A 15,303-nucleotide genomic window follows, 5' to 3' on the forward strand; every position below is an offset into this window, starting at 1 on the left:
CGGCGCTGTGCACGGTTGCCGTCAACCCCAGAGGAGGAAACCCCCGATGTCCCCGCTTTCACCCGTGATGCAGCAGCGCCTGCAAGAGCGCCTGACCCAGGACGACATTGCCCGCTTCGACCGCGACGGCGCGCTGTGCATCAAGCAGTTGCTCACGCCCGGGGAGGTGGCGTTGCTGCGCGAAGGCATCGACGCCAACCTGGCCGCGCCCAGCCCGCGCGCCAAGGTGGCCAGCCGCCCCGACGACCCGGGCCGTTTCTTCGAGGACTTCTGCAACTGGCAGGACATCCCGCAGTTCGGCCGCTTCGTGCGCGAGACGCCGCTGGCCCTGGCCGCGCAGCGCCTCATGCGGTCGCGCACCGTGCGGCTGTACCACGACCATGTGCTGGTGAAGGAGCCCGGCACGCGCCAGCGCACTCCGTGGCACCAGGACCAGCCGTACTACAACATCGAAGGCCTGCAGAACATCAGCATGTGGATTCCGGTCGATCCGGTGTCGCGCGCGGCCACGCTTGAATTCGTGGCCGGTTCGCACAAGGGGCCCTGGCTCATGCCGCGCACCTTCATGGACAACCAGGCCAAGTGGTTCCCTGAAGGCAGCCTGCAGGACCTGCCCGATGTCGAGGCCCGCCGCGAGGCTTTCCCCATCGTCGGCTGGGAGATCGAGCCCGGCGATGTGGTGTGCTTTCACATGCTCACCCTGCACGCCGCGGGCGGGGTGGAGGGCGTGAACCGCCGGCGCGTGTTTTCGGTGCGCTTTCTGGGCGACGACATCCGCCACGCCCCCCGGCCCTGGAAGACCTCGCCCGAGTTTGCGGGCCTGACCGACGTGCTGCCCGCCGGAGCCGAGATGGACCACGCGCTGTTTCCGCTGCTGGTGGCCGAAGCGGTGCAGGCCGGGGAGGGTGCGCGATGAGCGGGGCACCGATGGGGATGCCAGTCTTCTTTGACCTTGCCGCCACCCCCGCCACGCCCTGGAAGAATGGCGGCGGCAGCACGCAGGAACTCGCCTGCTGGCCGCCGGGAGCGGACATGAACGCCTTCGAGTGGCGGGTCAGCCTGGCCACGGTCGACCGGCCCGGCCCGTTCTCGGTCTTTCCGGGCATCGACCGCCAGATCATGCTGCTGGGAGGCGACGGCCTGCACCTGCGCGGCCCGGGCTGGGAGCACGGGCTGGACCAGCGCTGGCAGCCGTTCGCCTTCCCGGGGGACGACGCCGTGGACGGCGCCATGCTGGGCGGCACCTCGAAGGACTTCAATCTCATGCTGCGCCGGGGCGCCTGGCACGGCGCGCTGCAGGTGGCAGGCGAGGCGCGGGCGCCCGCGGGCGTGCGCGCCGGCCTGTGCATGGTGCTGCAGGGTGGCTGGCGATGGGTGCCGGGAGAGCAGGGCGGCGAGCCCCGCGTGCTGCACGCAGGGCAGGGCTTCTGGTGGGTGCAGGAGGGTGCTGCCTTGCAGGGGCGCCTGGAGCCCGCCCATGGCGGCAGTGCGGCGGATGCGCCGGCGCTGGCCTGGATCGCGCTGGAGCGTGGTTCCAGCACAGAATTTTGATAAAAATGGCCTCTGGCGCTTGCTGAATAAGCGCTGGCAGCTATTGTTTGCATAGCAATTGATACCATGAACCTTCCGGCAGACAAGCAGATGCAGCAGGCGCGGCCCGGTGGCCCGGCCGGCGAGAGCGCCGAGGGCGTGTGGGTGAATCTGAAGCCCGTGGCCGGACTCGTGGCGGCCGATGTGCCCGTGCCCGAGGGCGAACCCACCTGCGTGGTGGTGCAGGACGGCCGCATGGCCTGGATCGGGCCCGAGGCGCACCTGCCGCCGGCCTTCCATCCCCTGCACCGCTGGGATGGGCAGGGCGCGCTGGCCACGCCCGGCCTCGTGGACTGCCACACCCACCTGGTCTACGGCGGCCAGCGCGCCAACGAGTTCGCGATGCGGCTGGCGGGTGCCACGTACGAGGAAGTGGCCAGGGCGGGTGGCGGCATCGTGTCGTCGGTGAAGGCCACGCGCGGGGCGTCGGAAGACGAGCTCTTTGCCCTGGCCGCTCCGCGCCTCTCGGCCCTGCTGGACGAGGGCGTGTGCGCCATCGAGATCAAGTCCGGCTATGGGCTGGCCCTCGCGCACGAGCGCAAGCAGCTGCGCGTGGCCCGCCGCCTGGGCGAGGCATTCGGCGTGACGGTGCGCACCACCTTTCTGGGCGCGCACGCGCTGCCGCCCGAATACGCAGGGCGCAGCCAGGACTACACCGACCTCGTCTGCAACGAGATGCTGCCCGCGCTGGCGGCAGAAGGCCTGGTGGATGCGGTGGATGTGTTCTGCGAACGCATCGCCTTCACGCTGGCCGAGACCGAGCAGGTGTTCCAGGCCGCGCAAAAACTGGGCATCCCGGTCAAGCTGCATGCCGAGCAGCTCTCGGACATGGGCGGCGCGGCCCTGGCCGCGCGCTACGGCGCGCTGTCGTGCGACCACATCGAACACCTGTCGCAGGACGGCATCGCCGCCATGAAGGCCGCGGGCACCGTGGCCGTGCTGCTGCCGGGTGCCTACTACACGCTGCGCGACACGCACCTGCCGCCCATTGCGCAGCTGCGCGAGGCCGGCGTGCCCATGGCGGTGTCCACCGACCACAACCCCGGCACCTCGCCCGCGCTCAGCCTGCTGCTCATGGCCAACATGGCGTGCACGCTGTTCCGCCTGACGGTGCCCGAGGCCCTGGCCGGCATCACCACACACGCCGCGCGCGCGCTGGGCTTGCAAGATTCCCACGGCCTGATCGCATCAGGCAGGCCCGCCAATTTTGTGCTGTGGCCGCTGGGCGATGCGGCCGAGCTGGCCTATTGGTACGGCCACAAGCCCGCTTGCACCGTCGTGCGGCAGGGGCAGGTGGTGGCCGATGGCATGGGCATCCAAACACAGCAGGGGGCCCGCCATGGCGCTTGACGCTTCACACAGCCTTTTTGCGGCCGATGCGCTGCTGCCCACCGGCTGGGCGCGCAATGTGCTGGTGCAGTGGGATGGGGCAGGGTGCATCACCGGCGTGGCCGCCGATGCTGCGGTGCCAGCAGGCACGCCGGTGGCTGCTGGCCCGGTGATCCCCGGCATGCCCAACCTGCATTCGCACGCCTTCCAGCGCGCGTTTGCCGGGCTCACCGAGTACCGGGCAGAAAGCCAGGACAGCTTCTGGAGCTGGCGCAACCTCATGTACCGCTTTGCCGCCCGCATCACGCCCGAATCGCTGGAGGCCATCGCCACCTGGCTGTATGTGGAGATGCTGGAGGCGGGCTACACCTCGGTGTGCGAGTTCCACTACGTGCACCACGACCAGGGTGGCACACCCTATGCCGACGACGCCACGCTGTCGCTGGCCCTGCTGCGCGCCGCCCGCAACGCGGGCATGGGCATCACGCTGCTACCGGTGCTCTACCAGACCAGCGGCTTTGGCGCCAAGCCACCACGGGCCGACCAGGCGCGCTTCATCCGCAGCACCGGCAATATGCTCTCTTTATTGGAGCGCCTGGCGCCCGCTGCACGGGCGCAGGGGGCCGTTCTGGGCCTGGCCCCTCACTCGCTGCGTGCCGTGCCGCCCGAGAGCCTGACCGCCGCCGTGCAGGGCCTCGCCGCCCTCGATCCCCACGCACCCATCCACATCCACATCGCCGAGCAGACGCAGGAGGTGGACGACTGCATCGCCTGGAGCGGCCAGCGCCCCGTGCGGTGGCTGCTCGACCACGCCCCGGTGGACGAACGCTGGTGCCTGGTGCACGCCACCCACATGACGCCCGATGAATACGCCGGCGCCGCGCGCAGCGGCGCCGTCGCTGGCATCTGCCCCACCACCGAAGCGAACCTGGGCGACGGCATCTTCGACATGCCGCTGTGGCTGCAGCAGGGTGGGCGCTGGGGCGTGGGCTCGGACAGCCATGCCTGTGTGAATGCGGCCGAAGAGCTGTTGATGCTGGAGTACAGCCAGCGCCTGTCACGCCGGCAGCGCAATGTGCTGGCCTCCGCCGCGCAGCCCGAGGTCGCAACCGCCATGACCTTGCAGGCCGTGGCTGGCGGGGCGCAGGCCGCGGGGCGGGCCGTTGGCGGCATCGCGGTGGGCCAGCAGGCCGACATGGTGGCGCTGGACGCGCAGCATGTGGCGCTGCGCGATCTGCCTGCGCACAGCATGCTCTCGGCCCATGTGTTTGGCAGCCACCGGACCTCGGCCATCGGCAGCCTCTGGGTGGCGGGCGTGCGCCGCGTGTCCGGAGGCCGGCATGTACTCCACGAATCGGCGGCCCGGGCCTTTGTGGCAGCCCGGTCGGCCACCATCGCGCCGGATTGAGGCTGTCTTTGTTTTATTTCTGAACCCACCATGACCGACACCGCACCATCTCCGTTTGTCTTTCACCAAGGCACCCAGCCGCTGCTGATCTCCATGCCCCACGCGGGAACCTACGTGCCGCCCGCGCTGGCCGCGCGGTTTACCGAAGAGGCCCGCCAGGTGCCCGATACCGACTGGCACATGGACCGGCTGTACGGTTTTGCGCGCGACATGGGCGCTTCCATCCTGGTGGCCACGCACTCGCGCTACGTGGTGGACCTGAACCGTCCGCCCGACGGCGCGAGCCTCTACCCCGGCCAGAGCGTCACCGGCCTGTGCCCGGTCGATACCTTTGACGACACGCCCATCTACGCCCAGGGCGACGTGCCGGGCGAAGCCGAAGTCGCCGCGCGCCGCGATGCCGTCTGGGCGCCGTACCACGCGCAACTGCGCGCCGAGCTCGATCGCATCCACGCCCTGCATGGCGTGGCCGTGCTGTGGGACGCGCATTCGATCCGCTCGGTGCTCCCGCGCTTCTTCGAAGGCAAGCTGCCGGACCTGAACCTGGGCACGGCCAACGGCGAAAGCTGCGATCCCGCACTGGCCCGGGAGCTGCTGGCCATCGCGGAGGCCGCGGGCGGCTACACGGCGGTGCTCAACGGCCGCTTCAAGGGGGGGCACATCACGCGCCACTATGGCCAGCCGGGGCAGGGCGTGCATGCCGTGCAGCTGGAGATGACGCAGTGCAGCTACATGCAGGAGGCCTTGCCGTTCGACTACCTGCCCGACGTGGCGCAGCGCGTGCAGCCGCATCTCGAACGCATGCTGCGGGCCGCGCTGGCATTCGCGCACGCGCGCCAGGCTCCGCGCTGATCCACGGGTCCGCAGGGCCCCCAACGGTGCGGCGGTGTGCCCCTCTGCTCGAATTCTTGTAGCGGCATGGGCCAGGGTGGCGGGGGTTCGGTGCTAGTATGGCTGCAGCGATGGTTCGAATCGCCCGGCGGGCGCCCCCTGTTTTCACCACCCTGTGCCCGGTCAGCCAATGCGGAAGGAGCCGCACCCCCTCATGGATCCAGCGGCCTACTACTACATGCCCCTTTTCAAGCCCGGAGCCTCCGTGCAATGGGGACAGCAGCGCGAGACGGTCAGCCACGTGGTGGTGCGCCGCAACGCGATGATGATCTACCTGGTGGGGCACGATGCGCCGGTGCACCCCGATGCCCTTCGGGTGGAGCCCACGGCCTTCCACCTCACGCGCGTTCCCGACCGGTTCTGACGCGGCGCCCGGCGCGCCGCCACCGCGGGCTGACGAACCTCAGCGTGCGCCGAACTGCGCCATCGCCTCGCCCAGCTGGATGGGCCGGGCGGGCGCCCACTGCGGGTTGAACTGCAGCGGGCCCTGGGGAAACAGCATCACCACGGTCGAACCCAGCAGGAAGCGCCCCATTTCCTCGCCCTGCCGCAGGCTCACCTGTCCCTGGGCATAGTCCCATTGGCGCGGCGTGCCCGGACGCGGTGGATTCACCTGCCCATGCCATACCGTGGCCATGCTGCCGACGATGGTGGCCCCCACCAGCACCAGCACGAACGGCCCCTGGGCCGATTCAAAGAAGCACACCACACGCTCGTTGCGGGCAAACAGCCCGGGCACGCCGCGCGCCGTGGTGGGGTTCACCGAAAACAGGTCGCCAGGCACATGCACCATGCGCGTGAGCTCGCCCGCGCAGGGCATGTGGATGCGGTGGTAGTCGCGCGGGCTCAGGTACAGCGTGGCGAAGTGGCCGTTGTCAAACCGCGCCGCGGCGGCGGCATCGCCGCCCACCAGCGCGGTGGTGGAGTAGGTGTGGCCCTTGGCCTGGAAGATCTGGTCCTTGGCGATGGGGCCGAACTGGCTGATGGCGCCGTCCACGGGGCAGACCAGATCGGCCTGCGCCAGCGGGCGGGCACCAGGCTTCAACGCACGCGTGAAGAAGTCGTTGAACGATGCGTAGCTGGCGATGTCAGGGTTGGCCGCCTCGGCCATGTTGACGTTGTAGCGGGCCACGAAGCGGCGGATCACCGAGGTCGTGAGGCCACCCAGCCGGGCCGACGCAAATTTGCCGGCCAGGGTGGTCAGGGCCTGCTTGGGCATGAGGTATTGCGGCAGGACTGCCAGGCGATCAGACACGGGTGGGGGCCCTTCAGGAGGAAAGCGGATGATTCTATCGGCGCGGGCTGCCGCCACCGGGGCTTCATACCCCCAGGTACTGCTCCAGCAGCTGCGGCTGCGCATGCAGGGCGTCGGAGCTGCCCTCGAACACCACCTGGCCCTTGACCAGGATGACGTTGCGGTCGGTGATCTGCGTGACGTGTTTCCAGTTCTTGTCCACGATCACGCTGCTGATGCCGCTGTCCTTGATGAGGCTGCAGATGCGCCAGATCTCGCGCGCGATGAGCGGCGCCAGGCCTTCCGTGGCCTCGTCGAGAATGAGCACGTCGGGGTTGGTCATGAGCGCCCGGCCGATGGTCAGCATCTGCTGCTCGCCGCCGCTGAGCTGCTGGCCGCCGTGGCCCAGGCGCTCCTTCAGGCGGGGGAAGGTCTCCAGCACGCGTTCGTAAGTCCAGTCCCGCTGGCCCCGGGTTCCCGCGCGCGCGGCCATCTGCAGGTTCTCGACCACGCTGAGGTTGCCGAAGATGCCGCGCCCCTCGGGCACGTAGGCCACGCCCAGGCGCGACACTTCGAAGGGCGGGCGGCCGGTCATGTCGCGGCCCGCGACGGTCACCGAGCCGGAGCGGGGCTTGACCAGGCCCATCAGCGACTTGAGCAGCGTGCTCTTGCCCATGCCGTTGCGGCCCATGAGGCCGATGGTCTCGCCCTGGCCGACGGTGAAGTCCACGCCTTGCAGGATGTGGCTGGGACCATAGAAGGTGTGGATGCCGCGCGCATCAATCCAGGGAGTCGCCATGTCAGTGATCCTCCCCCAGGTATGCGGCTTGCACCGTGGCATCGGCGCGCACCTCGGGGGGCGTTCCGTGGGCGATGACTTCGCCGTTGACCATCACGGTAAGGTGGTCGGCCAGCGCGAACACGGCATCCATGTCGTGCTCCACCAGCATGATGGCGTGGGCGGGCTTGAGGCGCTGCAGCAGCTCGACCATGCGTTCGGCCTCGGCCACGCCCATGCCGGCCAGGGGCTCGTCGAGCAGCAGCACCCGCGGCTCGGTGGCCAGGGTCATCGCGATTTCGAGCTGGCGCTGCTCGCCGTGGCTCATGGCGCCTGCAATCGCCATGCGCCTGTCCTTCAAGCCAGAAAGCTCGATGGCGCTTTCCAGGCGGGCGTGGGTAGCTCTGTTTTTGATAGTGTTGGCGCGCGTGTCCTGCCACCAGCGCAGCGGATTCCAGGGCTGCTGCGCATCGCGCGACTGGGCGGCCAGGCGCACATTTTCGTGCACCGTGAGCGGCAAGAAGATGTTGGTCTTCTGGTAGCTGCGGCCCAGGCCCTGGCGCGAGATGCGCTCGGGGGCCCACCCGGTCACCTCGGTGCCGCCAAGCTGCACCATCCCGGAGGTGGGCGCCAGATCGCCCGAGAGCAGGTTGGTCAGCGTGGACTTGCCCGCGCCGTTGGGGCCGATCACGGCATGGATGCGGCCACGCCACAGGTCCAGCGACACTCCGTTGACGGCGGCCAGGCCGCCGAACCGCTTGGTGAGCTGGCGGGCCGAGAGCAGGGTTTCATCGGCCATGGTGCGGACCCTCCTCCTGCGCCCTGGCGGCCCGGCGCTGCCCCAGCATGCCCAGCAGCCCGCGCGGCGCGGCCACCACCACCAGCACGATGAAGCTGCCCATCAGCAGCTGCCAGTGCTTGGTGATGTCCTTGAACACGTGCAGCAGGTACTCGAACGCGAAGGCGCCCACGATGGCGCCCGCGAAGTTGCCCATGCCGCCCAGGATGATCATCATGATGGCGTGGGCACTCATGTGAAAGCCCATCAGCTCCGGGTTCACATAGCCCGTCTGCGCGCCCCACAGGTAGCCCGCCAGCCCCGCGAGCGCACCCGCCACGGTGAAGGCGGTGAGCTTGTAGCCGCGCGTGCCAAAGCCCATGGCGCGCATGCGGTGCTCGTTGATGCGGATGCCCGAAAGCGCGCGGCCCAGAGGACTCCAGAGCAGGCGGCGCAGCAGCACATAGACGATGACCACCAGGGCGAGGGTGAAGTAGTAGAAGGTCTTGCGGCCTTCCAGGTCGAACGGCAGCCAGCCGAAGATGGAGGCGTCGGGCCGGAAGTTGATGTACAGGCCATCCGAGCCGCCCAGGACCTTGTTGTCGAAGAACAGATAGAACACCATCTGCGCGAACGCCATGGTGACCATGATGAAGTAGATGCCGTGCGTGCGCACCACGAAAAAGCCGATGAACAGCGCCACCAGCCCCGCGCCGGCCACGGCCAGCGGCAGCGACCACCACAGGCTCACCGGCATGTCGGCGGGCGTGAGGAACGCGAGCGCGTAGCCCGCCACGCCAAAGTAGGCGGCATGGCCCAGCGAGACCAGGCCGGTCACGCCCTGCAGCAGGTCCAGGCTCATGGCGAAGATTGCCATGATCATCATGCGCGTGACCATCTGCACGTAGAAGTCGCTGCCGACGACCGGGAACAGCAGCAGCGCAGCCAGCCCCAGTGCCAGGGCGAATTGCACGCTGCGCGGCAGCACCTCGATGTTGGCGCGGGGCGTGCTCATGCGCTGCCGCCGGGGCGCCCCGGGGCGGGCAGCGAAATACACGAAGTGATGAACGTGGGGGGCATCATTGCTTGAAAAGACCTTCAGGTTTCCACAGCAGCACAGCCGCCATCAGCATATAGACCAGCATCCCGGCCATGGAGGGCAAGAGCACCTTGCCGAATGTATCGACAAAGCCCACCAGCAGCGCCGCGATGAGTGCGCCGCGCACGGAACCGATGCCGCCGATCACCACCACCACGAAGCACATGATGAGCACCGAGGAGCCCATGTTGGGATAGACGCTGGACACCGGCGCGGCCACCATGCCCGCGACAGCGGCCAGCCCCACGCCGAGGGCGAACACGATGGCATGGATGAGCTTGATGTTCACGCCCAGCGATTCGGCCATGTCGCGGTTGAACGCGCCGGCGCGGATCTTCATGCCCAGCCGGGTCCTGGAGATCAGCAGGTACAGGGCCAGCGCCAGCGCGATGCAGACCCCGGAAATGAAGAGCCGGTACACGGGGTAGGAAAGGGTGTCGGTGAGCGGGATGGACCATTCCAGCACCGGCGGAATCGCCACGCCGTGCACGTCGTCGCCCCAGAGGATGGAGCGCAGTTCCTCGAAGATGTAGATGAGGCCGAAGGTGAGCAGCACCTGGTCCAGGTGGTCGCGGTGGTAGAAGTGGCGAAACAGCAGCCACTCCAGAGCCAGGCCAAAGACCACGGCCAGCACCGTGCCGCCAAGGATGGCGAGCGTGAGGCTGCCGAAGTAGCCCGACAGCGAATAGCCTAGGTAGGCTCCCAGCATGTAGAAGCTTCCATGCGCGAGGTTCACCACGCCCATGATCCCGAAGATCAAGGTGAGGCCCGCCGCCAGCATGAACAGCAGCAGCCCGTACTGCACGCTGTTGAGCAGCTGGATCAGGAAAGTGGCGAAGTCCATGGCGTGCTGGCGCAAGGGTCAGGCGGCGCGGCGCGTGGCCAGCAGGAGCGCGCCCATCAGCGTGAACAGGCCGCCCGAGACGCGGTTGAACCAGCGCATGCGGATGCCGGAACGCAGCACCGGTGCCAGGCGCGCCACGCCCAGGGCGCACAGCGTGAGCACCGTGAATTCAAAGGCCACAAAGGTGCTTGCCAGCACGGCGAACTGTGGCGCCCACGCCGCTGCCGGATCCAGAAACTGGGGAAAGAACGCGGTGAAGAACAGCAACGCCTTGGGGTTGCTGCCGCCCACGATCAACCCCTGGACGTAGAGCTTGCGCGCAAAGGCCGTGGCCTTGGACTGGTCGCCCTTCGCGGGCATGTGGTCGAACACCGTGGTCTGGCTGCGGAACGTCTTGATGCCAAGCCAGATCAGGTAGGCCGCGCCCGCGGCCTTGAGCACCCAGAATGCGGTTTCGGAGGCCGCCAGCAGCGCCCCCAGCCCCAGGGCGGACAGCAGCATCGTGCCCAGAACCGCTGTCACGCTGCCTGCCGCCGCGGCCAGGGCCTTGCGCGGGCCGTGCTGCAGGGAACTGGTCATGCACATGAGCATCGTCGGTCCGGGGGACAGGACCAGCAGGGCCACTGCGGCGAGGTAAAGCAGGTAGGTACTGAGCGACATGGAAGGAGGTTCGAGGAAGGTGGCCGCAAAGTCCGGGCGCACGGCAGACGGGCCTGCCCCCGGGCAGCCCCTTGGTGCATTGTGTCAAAGTCGCGGGTTGCCGCCACGGAAGGCGGGGCGCGCCTTGGGCGGGCCGTCCGCGGCGCGCGGGGGCTTCAGCCCATTCGGCATCCTGCGCCGCTGTCGGCCAGGGCCTTGGCGGCCACGCCGATCACCTTGTTTTCCTTGTTCTCCACGCGGCGCAGGTAGATGTCCTGCACCGGGTTGTGCGACTTGCTCATCGTCCACTTGCCGCGCGGGCTGTCGATGGTGGCGTTTTCCATGGCCTTGATGACGGCGGGCTTGGCAGACAGATCACCCTTCACGGCATTGGCGCCCTGCACCAGCAGCAGGCCCGTGTCGTAGCCCTGCACCGCGTAGACGTCGGGCTGGCTGCGGAACGCCTTGGCGTATTCCAGGCGGAACTGCTTGTTGCGCGGCGTGTCCAGCGAATCGCTGTAGTGCATGGTGGTGATGATGCCGTCGGCCGCAGGGCCCGCGGCGTCCAGCACGCCTTCGGTCAGGAAGCCCGACCCGTACAGCGGAATCTTGTCCTTGAGGCCTGCCGCCGCGTAGTCCCGGATGAACTTGGCGGCGCCCCCGCCGGCGAAGAAGCAGGCCACGGCATCGGGCTTGAGCGCGGCGATCTCGGTCAGCAGCGCCTGGAATTCCACGTTGGGGAAGGGCAGGCCCAGCTCCTTGACGATGGTGCCGCCCGCGGCGGTGTAGCTTTGCTTGAAGCCTTCGAAGGCCTCGTCGCCGGCCGCGTACTTCCAGGTGATCCAGACGGCCTTCTTGTGGCCCTTCTCGACCATGGCCTTGCCCAGGGCCAGCGTGGGCTGGGAATTGCTGAAGGAGGTTCGGAACACGTTGGGGGCGCACAGGGCGCGCGTGGCGGCATGCACGCCCGCGTTGGGGATGAGGTTGAGCACGCCGGTGTCGCGCGCCACCTTCTGGATGCCCATCTGCACGCCCGAGTGCACGGTGCCGATCAGCACGTCCACCTTGTCGCGCTGCACCAGCTTGCTGGCGTTTTCGACGCCCTTGCTGGGCTCGGACTCATCATCCACCTTGAACCACTCAATCTCGCGCCCGCCGAGCTTGCCGCCTTGCTGGTCGATGGCCAGGCGCACGCCGTTCTCGATGGCCACCCCCAATTGGGCGAAGGTGCCGGTGTAGGGCAGCATGAAACCCACCCGTACCTTGCCGCTTTGCGCACGCACGATGGAGGGCAGCAACAGGCCCGTGGATGCGGCGCCAACGAGGGCGGCGCTGCGGCTGATGACGAGGCGGCGGGTGGTCATGGAATGGAGCTCCTTTGTTTAGGCTTAAAGCAATTTACCCCAACGTCCCCTGCAGGAAACCTATGGCTTACCCGTACCGGGGACACAGCGATGGGGGCTTGGTGGGGCGCCCCGGGATCGCCTGGCATGAAGGCGGCAAAATAGGGGTTGTCCAGAACCTCCTTTCGAACGCCCGCGCCTCATGCCCCTCGTGACGGCGAGGGACTCCGCCCTGAAGCGGTTGCGTTGCCGCGAACCGCTGCTGCTGCTCCATGCCCCCATCCGACTCCGATCATTCCGTGTCTTCTTCTGCCGCCATGGAGGGGGCAGACGCATCTGCGTATGTCCGGACCCTGCGCTGGCTTCGCAATTTCTGGCCTGCGCCGCTGGGCATCGACGGGCGTGAACGCCTGCGCTTTATCGCCGGTGCCGTGATCGGGGTTCTCATCACGGCATTGCTCAGCCGGTGGTGGGCGGGCGATGCGGCCTCGGGCCCCTGGATGGTGGCGTCCCTGGGGGCCAGCGCCGTGCTGGTGTTCGGCATGCCGTCGAGTCCCCTGGCGCAGCCGTGGCCGGTGCTGGGCGGCAGCACGCTGTCGGCGCTGGTGGGGGCGCTGTGCTCGGCGGTGGTGCCTGACCCCGTGATATCCGGCGCCCTGGCCGTGGGACTGGCCATCGCGCTCATGGTGCCGCTGCGCTGCCTGCACCCGCCTGGCGGTGCCATGGCCCTGTATGTGGTGCTGACGGCGGGCGATGGCTTGCATCTGGCCGTGTTTCCCATCCTGTTCAATGTCGTGATCCTGCTGATCGCGGCCATGGTCTACAACGGTCTCACCGGGCGCCGGTATCCTCATCCACAGCGGGTGGCGCCCAGAACCCACGTCGCCAAAGGCGCGTTCACCGCCTCTGACGTGGACGCGGCGCTGGCCCACTACAACCAGGTGCTCGATGTCAGCCGGGCCGACCTGGAGGGCCTGCTCCATCTGGCGGGGCGTGCCGCGTTCCAGCGCACGCTGGGAGATGTGCGCTGTGCGGACATCATGTCCAAGCCTCCGTTCGCGGTGGAGGCGGGTGTCTCGCTCAAGGAGGCATGGACGTTGATGCGCAGCGAGCAGATCAAGGCGCTGCCCGTGGTCGATATGCAGCGGCAGGTCATCGGGATCGTGACCGTGGCGGATTTCATGCGGCTCGCCAACCTGGACCTGCATGAAGGCCTGGGCCAGCGCCTGCGTGCGCTGGTCATGGGCCGCAGCGGCCAGCCCACTGCGGTGGACCAGATCATGTCCCACCCGGTTCAGGTGGCCCGGACCGGGCAGCACGCCATGGACCTCGTTCCCCTGTTTTCGCAGGGGGGCCACCACCACATCCCCATCGTGGACGAAGAAGACCGCCTGGCGGGCGTCATCACCCAGACCGATCTGGTGCGGACCCTCGCCGTGGCCGTGCAGGGGCGCGCCGAAGATGGCATGTCTGCGCCGCCCCGGGCGCCTCGTGCGCAGGCCTCCCCGGCCGTCCAGGCAAGACCGTAGGCAGATTGCTGCACATCGCGGTACAATTGACAGGCTTTGCACAGCGCTCTGCCTGTCCATTGACGCCGTCTCCCCCGGCCCTCTGCCTGATCTGCGCCCCGGGTGCAGCGACTCCCACCGCCCGCAATGCACCGTGTGTCGAGCACCGTCCCACGCGGCAGCTGCCGTGGTGGATGCACGAATCAGGGGCCGATCACAGAATATTTGTTTTGAAGAGATAGAACATGGCCAAAGAAGAACTCATTGAAATGCAAGGCTCCGTGACGGAAGTCTTGCCCGACTCGCGCTTTCGCGTCACGCTGGACAACGGTCACCAACTGATCGCATACACCGGCGGAAAGATGCGCAAGCACCACATCCGCATCCTGGCGGGTGACAAGGTATCCCTGGAAATGTCGCCCTATGACCTGACCAAGGGGCGCATCACCTTCCGCCATCTGGCCGGCCGTGGCCCTGGCCCTTCCAGCAACCGCTGATCCCCTGGGCTTGAGGTCCGCTGGTTTTCTTGCTGTTCCCGTGACCGCGCGCTGCTTCGCACGGGGTGTGATACCTGTCGGTGCCGGTCCCCATGAATTGCTTTCAGAAAAATCACAAAAAGCGGGCATCGAGCCAAAAACAGGCAAATTCCCGGGTTAGAATACGAGCTGTCGGAGCGTAGCGCAGCCTGGTAGCGCATCTGCTTTGGGAGCAGAGGGTCGCGAGTTCGAATCCCGCCGCTCCGACCAATGTTTGAAGGCCTTGCAGCACATGCTGCAGGGCCTTTTTTCTTGCCTGCTGGTTTTCCCGGTTCCTGGTTGCGGTTCCACGCGGCTGCCGCGGCGGCATCGGATTTCCGTACCATCGGGGCTCGCCGTGGCGAGCTGCCATCCGCACCCCCGTCACCGCTCGCCGCCCCTTCGCCTGCAATGCAATGAACCGCGTGCCTTCCCCTTTACCCGCTTCGTTTTCCCATTCGTCGCCGCGCTATGACAGCGTCGATGCCCTGCGCGGCCTGGCGATGGTGTGGATGACGGTTTTTCATTTTTGCTTTGACCTGAGTCATCTGGGTTTCTGGCCCCAGGATTTTCGGGGCGATCCGGTCTGGACCCTGCAGCGCACGGCGATCGTGAGCCTGTTCCTGTTCTGTGCCGGCCTGGGGCAGGCCATTGCACTGCAGCAGGGGCAGGGGTGGCGACGGTTTGGGCGGCGATGGCTGCAGATCGCCGGCTGCGCGCTGCTGGTGTCCGCGGGGTCGTTCGTGATGTTCCCGCGCAGCTTTATCTATTTTGGCGTGCTCCACGGCATGGCGGTGATGCTGCTCATCGCCCGAGGCACGGCGGGCTGGGGGCGGTGGCTGTGGCTGGCAGGGCTGGTGGCGGTGGCGCTTCCGCCGCTGGCGCAGCAGCTTCTGGCCAGCGCATGGTCCGAGGCCGCGCCGTGGTTCAACGGACGTGCCCTCAACTGGCTGGGCCTGGTTTCTCGCAAGCCGTTCACGGAGGACTACGTGCCGGTGCTGCCCTGGCTGGGCGTGCTGTGGTGGGGGCTGGCCGCTGGCCAATGGGCCATGGCGGCGGGGGCGCGGGCCGGGGGGGCGCCGTTTGGGCGGCTTCCGGGGGCTTTTCAGCCCCTGGCACTGCTGGGCCGGTGGAGCCTGAGCTACTACATGCTGCACCAGCCCGTGATGATCGGACTGCTGATGGCCATGGCCTGGATGACGACGAAGGGCTAGCTAGCGCGCGGGGAGCAGGGGGGCGCTGATGCATGCGCTGCATGCGGCATCGACAGAAACGCGGCTGTGCCACCATGAAAAAACGCGGCCTGGGCCGCGTTCGTTTCGGGCGGGCATCGCAGCAATGCGATGC

Annotated in this window: 16 protein-coding genes and 1 tRNA gene; 10 read left to right on the plus strand and 7 right to left on the minus strand. The window is 67.9% G+C overall.

Features of this window, described 5'->3' with window-relative positions; all coding sequences use genetic code 11:
• Positions 1 to 46: 46 nt before the first annotated feature.
• The 6 genes from AC07OC_RS01945 to AC07OC_RS01970 all read left to right on the plus strand — a co-directional run bounded on the left by AC07OC_RS01945 (position 47) and on the right by AC07OC_RS01970 (position 5,582).
• The gene (locus AC07OC_RS01945) at positions 47 to 916 is read left to right on the plus strand and encodes a phytanoyl-CoA dioxygenase family protein (protein ID WP_218341089.1); all 870 of its coding nucleotides are present in this window, start codon (positions 47 to 49) and stop codon (positions 914 to 916) included.
• 17 nt (positions 917 to 933) lie between these two features.
• On the plus strand, positions 934 to 1,551 hold the full coding sequence (locus AC07OC_RS01950) for a HutD/Ves family protein (RefSeq protein ID WP_218341090.1): 618 nt from the start codon (positions 934 to 936) through the stop codon (positions 1,549 to 1,551).
• A 90-nt stretch (positions 1,552 to 1,641) separates the two neighbouring features.
• Positions 1,642 to 2,940, plus strand: coding sequence for an imidazolonepropionase (hutI, locus tag AC07OC_RS01955; protein WP_218341180.1), 1,299 nt, complete (start codon positions 1,642 to 1,644; stop codon positions 2,938 to 2,940).
• Positions 2,930 to 4,327: a formimidoylglutamate deiminase gene (locus AC07OC_RS01960; protein ID WP_218341091.1), complete on the plus strand. Its 1,398-nt coding sequence runs from the start codon at positions 2,930 to 2,932 to the stop codon at positions 4,325 to 4,327. The genes hutI and AC07OC_RS01960 overlap by 11 nt, the downstream gene beginning before the upstream one ends.
• 30 nt (positions 4,328 to 4,357) lie before the next feature.
• A complete protein-coding gene (hutG, locus tag AC07OC_RS01965; protein WP_218341092.1) occupies positions 4,358 to 5,179 on the plus strand; it encodes an N-formylglutamate deformylase in 822 nt (273 codons plus the stop codon).
• Positions 5,180 to 5,372: 193 nt separating this feature from the next.
• On the plus strand, positions 5,373 to 5,582 hold the full coding sequence (locus AC07OC_RS01970) for a hypothetical protein (protein WP_218294742.1): 210 nt from the start codon (positions 5,373 to 5,375) through the stop codon (positions 5,580 to 5,582).
• A gap of 39 nt (positions 5,583 to 5,621) precedes the next feature.
• On the opposite strand, the gene asd is transcribed toward AC07OC_RS01970, so the two are convergent.
• The 7 genes from asd to AC07OC_RS02005 form a co-directional block, all read right to left on the minus strand.
• Positions 5,622 to 6,473: an archaetidylserine decarboxylase gene (gene asd, locus AC07OC_RS01975; protein ID WP_218294743.1), complete on the minus strand. Its 852-nt coding sequence runs from the start codon at positions 6,471 to 6,473 to the stop codon at positions 5,622 to 5,624.
• Between the two features lie 64 nt (positions 6,474 to 6,537).
• A complete protein-coding gene (locus AC07OC_RS01980) occupies positions 6,538 to 7,251 on the minus strand; it encodes an ABC transporter ATP-binding protein (protein WP_218341093.1) in 714 nt (237 codons plus the stop codon).
• A 1-nt stretch (position 7,252) separates the two neighbouring features.
• A complete protein-coding gene (locus tag AC07OC_RS01985) occupies positions 7,253 to 8,029 on the minus strand; it encodes an ABC transporter ATP-binding protein (protein ID WP_218341094.1) in 777 nt (258 codons plus the stop codon).
• Positions 8,019 to 9,023 carry a branched-chain amino acid ABC transporter permease gene (locus tag AC07OC_RS01990; RefSeq protein WP_218294746.1) on the minus strand — a complete coding sequence of 335 codons (1,005 nt, stop codon included), beginning with the start codon at positions 9,021 to 9,023 and terminating at the stop codon, positions 8,019 to 8,021. Before AC07OC_RS01990 ends, AC07OC_RS01985 begins: the two co-directional genes overlap by 11 nt.
• 64 nt (positions 9,024 to 9,087) lie before the next feature.
• The gene (locus AC07OC_RS01995; RefSeq protein ID WP_218294747.1) at positions 9,088 to 9,951 is read right to left on the minus strand and encodes a branched-chain amino acid ABC transporter permease; all 864 of its coding nucleotides are present in this window, start codon (positions 9,949 to 9,951) and stop codon (positions 9,088 to 9,090) included.
• Positions 9,952 to 9,969: 18 nt separating this feature from the next.
• Positions 9,970 to 10,611, minus strand: coding sequence for a LysE family translocator (locus AC07OC_RS02000; RefSeq protein WP_369642641.1), 642 nt, complete (start codon positions 10,609 to 10,611; stop codon positions 9,970 to 9,972).
• Positions 10,612 to 10,766: 155 nt separating this feature from the next.
• Positions 10,767 to 11,954, minus strand: coding sequence for an ABC transporter substrate-binding protein (locus tag AC07OC_RS02005; RefSeq protein ID WP_218294749.1), 1,188 nt, complete (start codon positions 11,952 to 11,954; stop codon positions 10,767 to 10,769).
• 251 nt (positions 11,955 to 12,205) lie between these two features.
• Here AC07OC_RS02005 and AC07OC_RS02010 point away from each other — a divergent pair, with 251 nt between their 5' ends.
• The 4 genes from AC07OC_RS02010 to AC07OC_RS02025 all read left to right on the plus strand — a co-directional run bounded on the left by AC07OC_RS02010 (position 12,206) and on the right by AC07OC_RS02025 (position 15,170).
• The gene (locus tag AC07OC_RS02010; RefSeq protein ID WP_494600348.1) at positions 12,206 to 13,462 is read left to right on the plus strand and encodes an HPP family protein; all 1,257 of its coding nucleotides are present in this window, start codon (positions 12,206 to 12,208) and stop codon (positions 13,460 to 13,462) included.
• 224 nt (positions 13,463 to 13,686) lie between these two features.
• Positions 13,687 to 13,938: a translation initiation factor IF-1 gene (infA, locus tag AC07OC_RS02015; protein ID WP_218294751.1), complete on the plus strand. Its 252-nt coding sequence runs from the start codon at positions 13,687 to 13,689 to the stop codon at positions 13,936 to 13,938.
• 172 nt (positions 13,939 to 14,110) lie between these two features.
• A tRNA-Pro gene (locus AC07OC_RS02020) sits at positions 14,111 to 14,187 on the plus strand.
• Between the two features lie 185 nt (positions 14,188 to 14,372).
• Entirely contained in the window at positions 14,373 to 15,170 is a 798-nt protein-coding gene (locus tag AC07OC_RS02025; protein ID WP_369642640.1) for an acetyltransferase domain-containing protein, read from the plus strand.
• The last annotated feature ends 133 nt before the right edge of the window (positions 15,171 to 15,303 follow it).

The sequence above is a fragment of the Acidovorax sp. GW821-FHT10E04 genome (assembly GCF_059415185.1).

What these genes read in the sequence shown, in the direction of transcription:
- AC07OC_RS02005 (WP_218294749.1), bottom strand. Translation starts at nt 11,954, where the DNA reads ATGACCACCCGCCGCCTCGTCATCAGCCGCAGCGCCGCCCTCGTTGGC.
- AC07OC_RS01960 (WP_218341091.1), top strand. Translation starts at nt 2,930, where the DNA reads ATGGCGCTTGACGCTTCACACAGCCTTTTTGCGGCCGATGCGCTGCTG.
- AC07OC_RS01945 (WP_218341089.1), top strand. Translation starts at nt 47, where the DNA reads ATGTCCCCGCTTTCACCCGTGATGCAGCAGCGCCTGCAAGAGCGCCTG.
- AC07OC_RS01980 (WP_218341093.1), bottom strand. Translation starts at nt 7,251, where the DNA reads ATGGCGACTCCCTGGATTGATGCGCGCGGCATCCACACCTTCTATGGT.
- AC07OC_RS01990 (WP_218294746.1), bottom strand. Translation starts at nt 9,023, where the DNA reads ATGAGCACGCCCCGCGCCAACATCGAGGTGCTGCCGCGCAGCGTGCAA.
- AC07OC_RS01970 (WP_218294742.1), top strand. Translation starts at nt 5,373, where the DNA reads ATGGATCCAGCGGCCTACTACTACATGCCCCTTTTCAAGCCCGGAGCC.
- AC07OC_RS02025 (WP_369642640.1), top strand. Translation starts at nt 14,373, where the DNA reads ATGAACCGCGTGCCTTCCCCTTTACCCGCTTCGTTTTCCCATTCGTCG.
- AC07OC_RS01995 (WP_218294747.1), bottom strand. Translation starts at nt 9,951, where the DNA reads ATGGACTTCGCCACTTTCCTGATCCAGCTGCTCAACAGCGTGCAGTAC.
- hutG (WP_218341092.1), top strand. Translation starts at nt 4,358, where the DNA reads ATGACCGACACCGCACCATCTCCGTTTGTCTTTCACCAAGGCACCCAG.
- AC07OC_RS01985 (WP_218341094.1), bottom strand. Translation starts at nt 8,029, where the DNA reads ATGGCCGATGAAACCCTGCTCTCGGCCCGCCAGCTCACCAAGCGGTTC.
- AC07OC_RS02000 (WP_369642641.1), bottom strand. Translation starts at nt 10,611, where the DNA reads ATGTCGCTCAGTACCTACCTGCTTTACCTCGCCGCAGTGGCCCTGCTG.
- infA (WP_218294751.1), top strand. Translation starts at nt 13,687, where the DNA reads ATGGCCAAAGAAGAACTCATTGAAATGCAAGGCTCCGTGACGGAAGTC.
- hutI (WP_218341180.1), top strand. Translation starts at nt 1,642, where the DNA reads ATGCAGCAGGCGCGGCCCGGTGGCCCGGCCGGCGAGAGCGCCGAGGGC.
- AC07OC_RS01950 (WP_218341090.1), top strand. Translation starts at nt 934, where the DNA reads ATGCCAGTCTTCTTTGACCTTGCCGCCACCCCCGCCACGCCCTGGAAG.
- AC07OC_RS02010 (WP_494600348.1), top strand. Translation starts at nt 12,206, where the DNA reads ATGCCCCCATCCGACTCCGATCATTCCGTGTCTTCTTCTGCCGCCATG.